The sequence below is a fragment of the Pricia sp. genome, from assembly GCF_041745955.1.
GTDB lineage: Bacteria > Bacteroidota > Bacteroidia > Flavobacteriales > Flavobacteriaceae > Pricia.
The window spans coordinates 1-1,804 of record NZ_JBGTHY010000558.1 but is presented as its reverse complement, the minus strand read 5'-3'; the positions used below and the strand labels follow the sequence as shown (position 1 = coordinate 1,804).

At 45.0% G+C, this 1,804-nt stretch carries 3 protein-coding genes; 1 reads left to right on the top strand and 2 read right to left on the bottom strand.

Features of this window, described 5'->3' with window-relative positions; genetic code table 11:
• The coding region (locus tag ACEW8S_RS20105) for a hypothetical protein (RefSeq protein WP_373519895.1) at positions 1 to 282 on the top strand (282 nt) is incomplete at its 5' end.
• 109 nt (positions 283 to 391) lie between these two features.
• Here the strand turns inward: ACEW8S_RS20105 and ACEW8S_RS20100 are convergent.
• Together ACEW8S_RS20100 and ACEW8S_RS20095 are read right to left on the bottom strand one after the other, a co-directional pair.
• Positions 392 to 1,132, bottom strand: coding sequence for an Ig-like domain-containing protein (locus ACEW8S_RS20100; protein ID WP_373519894.1), 741 nt, complete (start codon positions 1,130 to 1,132; stop codon positions 392 to 394).
• A 456-nt stretch (positions 1,133 to 1,588) separates the two neighbouring features.
• Positions 1,589 to 1,804: hypothetical protein (locus ACEW8S_RS20095; RefSeq protein WP_373519893.1), on the bottom strand; the 216-nt coding region annotated here is incomplete at its 5' end.

Below are 1,804 nucleotides of genomic sequence, written 5' to 3'. Positions count from 1 at the left end.
TGCCAAGCCTCCCGTATTCAGCAATCCATAGCGAACGGAAATATCGCTGTCCCCGATGCTGTTGAGGCTCTCGCCCTCTTGTATGACCGTACCCCGGGTTCCCGAAATCTGTTCGTTTTGATAGGTACGCGTAAAAAATGGAATATAGGCGATGACGTCCCATCTATCGGTTATACCATATTCCCCATAAAAATTGAGGTTGAAATAGCCCAGGGTCGTATTGGGGTCTATATCACCGGTATCGGCATAGTGCTGATCGGAAACAAGCGACCATGCCGATAGTTTGTAGTACCCCTTTCCCTTTTCCTTGACCTATTGGGCGTTCAGGGCGGAAAATGTCAGGGCCGTGAAAATGATGAACGCAAAAATTTTTTTGTTCATAATGATGTACTTATTCGTTTATAGTTCCGCCCCCTACCTTGACCGAAAAAGGTTTGCACCAATACAATAGATAGCTGTAGTCGGTTATGGCTACGTTTTCTGGAAGTGTGTAGGAATGTGCCCCAGTAAAAACGGTCACTTCACCGATTTCAAGGGCACCATTGATACTGTTCGGGTTATTCGTTAGATAGACGTACAGCCCCGGTAAACTGGTGGAGGCTTCATAGTTTTCGGCGAGCGATAGTTCCAATGCACCGCTGGAAAAGGGTTGTATCGTAAAACCGCCTAGCAATCGATAACTGCTAGTGCTGTTGATCGAGCCCTTTCTAGATATGTCATCGGTTCCGCCATCGGCCCCTTCGTCCGTTCCGTCATCGGTTTCATCGGTTCCCCCGTCCATTTCGTCCGCATCCCCGATAACCTCCAAGGTGGTCATTGTGCTCAGGCTATCGGTTTGCGCAGTCGCCGATATGGTCGCCCGGCCTGCCCTTAGAGCGGTGGCCTTGCCGGTGCCATCTATCGAAACTATAGATCCATCGGAACTCGACCAGACAACGGCAACATCTTCGGGCAGCCCTATATTGTTCAGGTACCTGGCCTCAAACTGGTGGCTTTCGTTGAGACCCAATGAATTTACAGGGTTTCTAATGCGGAGTTCGGGATTCACATAATCCTCTATAATGTCCTCCCCGATGCAGGCAAAGAAGAAAAGGCCAAGCAATGTGGACAATGCGACTGGTCTGAATTTCATATCGGTCGGTATTCGAAATTTGTTACATAGTCGCACAAACAGCGGTTTCATTACGACATCTTTAATAGACTTTGCCGAAACTTCCAGTTTTGAAGCCTCTATAATTCCAAGATCAAGTCTCTTTGTTGGAATCGAAAGTTTCTGGGAAAAGTCCTTATGCCCTTTTATAGTATAGAATTTTGTCCTTGGTTGGCGCGGAACATAGCATGTTCTCGTTTTAAGTAAATACGTTTGAACTCGATGCAAAGAATAAAGAAACCGACTGAATTGTGTCCACCAAAGAAGGGATACTAACATTCCTTAGTAAATGTATATGAGCCAATTCGATTACGGTGGATGGGAAGTTTAAAAAAAGTTAAGATAATACTATAAAATGAAAGTTTTTGGGACTAAACCCTAATCCTCAAAGGCGTATTTAAACCCACCTTAAATTGGATTTCCAAAACAGGCATTCGTTTACGTTTGAGGGTCGTTTAAAAATACTTTATTACGGTCGGGCAGGGCAGGTGCATAAATTTTGGAATACTTCCCGTGTAGGTGTAGGTCGATTTCGAACATGGCTGGGGCGAAGGGGAAATGGATATGTCGGAAAGAAGTATGGAAAAAATTTTCTCTTATCGGGGGAATAAACGAAAATGTCCATGGTTTCTTCGAACGCCAGATTTTTTTTTG